General features: G+C 54.4%; 2 tRNA genes and 2 rRNA genes. All 4 read right to left on the bottom strand.

Features of this window, described 5'->3' with window-relative positions:
• Positions 1-1,035: ribosomal RNA gene (locus LC605_RS31845) — 23S ribosomal RNA — on the bottom strand; the annotation flags it as partial.
• A gap of 299 nt (positions 1,036-1,334) precedes the next feature.
• A tRNA-Ala gene (locus tag LC605_RS31840) sits at positions 1,335-1,410 on the bottom strand.
• A gap of 10 nt (positions 1,411-1,420) precedes the next feature.
• Positions 1,421-1,497: transfer RNA gene (locus tag LC605_RS31835), tRNA-Ile, on the bottom strand.
• A 195-nt stretch (positions 1,498-1,692) separates the two neighbouring features.
• Positions 1,693-3,177: ribosomal RNA gene (locus tag LC605_RS31830) — 16S ribosomal RNA — on the bottom strand.
• Between the last annotated feature and the right edge of the window lie 228 nt (positions 3,178-3,405).

Genomic DNA, 3,405 nt, shown 5'->3' with positions numbered 1-3,405 from the left:
ACCTTAGCTGTAGGTTAGGGCTGTTTCCCTTTTGACGACGGACCTTAGCACCCGCCGTCTGTCTGCCAGACAAGACTCGATGGTATTCGGAGTTTGGTTAGGTTTGGTACCGCTCGCGCAGCCCTAGCCCATCCAGTGCTCTACCCCCATCGGCATACATCTGACGCTCTACCTCAATAGATTTCGCGGAGAACCAGCTATTTCCCGGCTTGATTGGCCTTTCACCCCTAAACACAAGTCATCCGATAATTTTTCAACATTAAACGGTTCGGTCCTCCAGTGCGTGTTACCGCACCTTCAACCTGCTCATGCCTAGATCGCCGGGTTTCGGGTCTAATCCAACATACTCAGTCGCCCTATTCAGACTCGCTTTCGCTTCGCCTACACCTAACGGCTTAAGCTCGCATGCTAGATTAAGTCACTGACCCATTATGCAAGAGGTACGCTGTCACCCCCTATGGGGCTCCAACTGCTTGTAAGCATCCGGTTTCAGGTACTGTTTCACTCCCCTAATCGGGGTGCTTTTCACCTTTCCCTCACGGTACTGTGTTCGCTATCGGTCATGTACGAGTATTTAGGCTTGGAGGGTGGTCCCCCCATGTTCAGACAGGATTTCACGTGTCCCGCCCTACTCTAGTCCTTCATCATCACTTTCGCATACGGGGCTGTCACCCGCTATGGCCACACTTTCCAGAGTGTTCTGCTAGTTGAAATGAAGGCACTGGCCTGGTCCCGGTTCGCTCGCCACTACTACGGGAATCTCTGTTGATGTCTTTTCCTCCGGGTACTGAGATGTTTCAGTTCCCCGGGTTCGCTTCACCAAGCCTATTTTATTCAGCTCGGTGATACCTTATCCACCTCGCCCGGCTGGCCCGAAAGCCAACTGGAAGAAATGGTGAAGGTGGGTTTCCCCATTCGGAAATCGCCGGATCAAAGTTTGCTCACAACTCCCCGACGCTTATCGCAGCGTGCCACGTCCTTCTTCGCCTGTACATGCCAAGGCATCCACCAAATGCTCTTACCTCACGCTTGAGAATCCACACCATCAACGACAGGCCTGCATAAAAGCCTGAGCGCTTGAAGACGGTGGGAGAATTATCTCAGCCAGATAATCAATTTGATTGATTTGTGATGCACGATCGCCGGCACAGACCGAAGTCTGCCCGTTACAATCCATGCGCCACGGCATCGATTTAAAAACCCATTCACAATGTCAAAGATCGGCGACGCCGGCTAACCGGCACGATCGCCTGACCTGCCGAAGCAGGATCTGGTTTCGTTTCATCTATCGGATCGTCGCGCGCCTGCCGAAGCGGCGCTGCGTCATGTGTACCTGGTGGAGCCTATCGGGATCGAACCGATGACCCCCTGCTTGCAAAGCAGGTGCTCTCCCAGCTGAGCTAAGGCCCCATTTAGGTAATGGTGGGCCTGAGAGGATTCGAACCTCTGACCTCACCCTTATCAGGGGTGCGCTCTAACCAACTGAGCTACAGGCCCACACCACTGCGTCCGGCCGCCATTCCCGAAGGAACTGGCTGCCGCGAGGGGCGTGAGCCGGCTCAGGCACACAACCTACCGCTGGCGGCAGGTTGTATCCGATTGATGAAAGGACATGAGGACGACGGCAATGTTCTTTGGAAGCCGCGAAGCACTTCCTCAGGCTAGCCGAGGCGCTTTCGCGAGTATCCTTAGAAAGGAGGTGATCCAGCCGCAGGTTCCCCTACGGCTACCTTGTTACGACTTCACCCCAGTCGCTGAACCCACCGTGGTCAGCTGCCTCCTTGCGGTTAGCGCACTGCCTTCGGGTGAATCCAACTCCCATGGTGTGACGGGCGGTGTGTACAAGGCCTGGGAACGTATTCACCGCGGCATGCTGATCCGCGATTACTAGCGATTCCGCCTTCATGCCCTCGAGTTGCAGAGGACAATCCGAACTGAGACATCTTTTGGAGATTAGCGCACCCTTGCGGGATAGCTGCCCACTGTAGATGCCATTGTAGCACGTGTGTAGCCCAGCCTGTAAGGGCCATGAGGACTTGACGTCATCCCCACCTTCCTCCGGCTTATCACCGGCAGTTTCCTTAAAGTGCCCAACTTAATGATGGCAACTAAGGACGAGGGTTGCGCTCGTTGCGGGACTTAACCCAACATCTCACGACACGAGCTGACGACAGCCATGCAGCACCTGTCACTAGGTCCCCGAAGGGAAGAAATCTGTCTCCAGAAGTCGTCCTAGGATGTCAAAGGCTGGTAAGGTTCTGCGCGTTGCTTCGAATTAAACCACATGCTCCACCGCTTGTGCAGGCCCCCGTCAATTCCTTTGAGTTTTAATCTTGCGACCGTACTCCCCAGGCGGATAACTTAATGCGTTAGCTGCGCCACCCAAGTTCCATGAACCCGGACAGCTAGTTATCATCGTTTACGGCGTGGACTACCAGGGTATCTAATCCTGTTTGCTCCCCACGCTTTCGCACCTCAGCGTCAATACTTGTCCAGCGAGTCGCCTTCGCCACTGGTGTTCTTCCGAATATCTACGAATTTCACCTCTACACTCGGAATTCCACTCGCCTCTCCAAGATTCTAGCTTCCCAGTTTCAAGGGCAGTTCCGGGGTTGAGCCCCGGGATTTCACCCCTGACTTAAAAAGCCGCCTACGTGCGCTTTACGCCCAGTAATTCCGAACAACGCTAGCTCCCTCCGTATTACCGCGGCTGCTGGCACGGAGTTAGCCGGAGCTTATTCTCCCGATACTGTCATTATCATCTCGGGTAAAAGAGCTTTACAACCCTAAGGCCTTCATCACTCACGCGGCATTGCTGGATCAGGCTTTCGCCCATTGTCCAATATTCCCCACTGCTGCCTCCCGTAGGAGTCTGGGCCGTGTCTCAGTCCCAGTGTGGCTGATCATCCTCTCAGACCAGCTATGGATCGTCGCCTTGGTAGGCCTTTACCCCACCAACTAGCTAATCCAACGCGGGCCCATCTAAAGGCGATAAATCTTTGGTCCGAAGACATTATCCGGTATTAGCTCAAATTTCTCTGAGTTATTCCGAACCTAAAGGCAGGTTCCCACGCGTTACGCACCCGTGCGCCACTAGACCCGAAGGTCTCGTTCGACTTGCATGTGTTAGGCATGCCGCCAGCGTTCGTTCTGAGCCAGGATCAAACTCTCAAGTTGTGTCACACACCAAACCAGCATGGGGATAACCCCACCCTCCAGTCTGGCATGAGCTGCAAGGAGCCGATACCTGCACTGTCAAACGTAATGGATACGAATGAACATGCTTGCCATCCGGGCAGGCGTGGAGCCTGCGATCGGATGTGGCTATCGGCTTAAATTAACCGGTTACCGGAGCCTTGAGGTCCCCGGACCGGGCGCCGTCGCCCACATGTCCCTTCATCAAAA

It is taken from the genome of Nostoc sp. CHAB 5836, from assembly GCF_020829445.1.
GTDB lineage: Bacteria > Cyanobacteriota > Cyanobacteriia > Cyanobacteriales > Nostocaceae > Nostoc.
The sequence above is the reverse complement of the archived record's forward strand: the minus strand, read 5'-3'. Positions and strand labels throughout refer to the sequence as shown.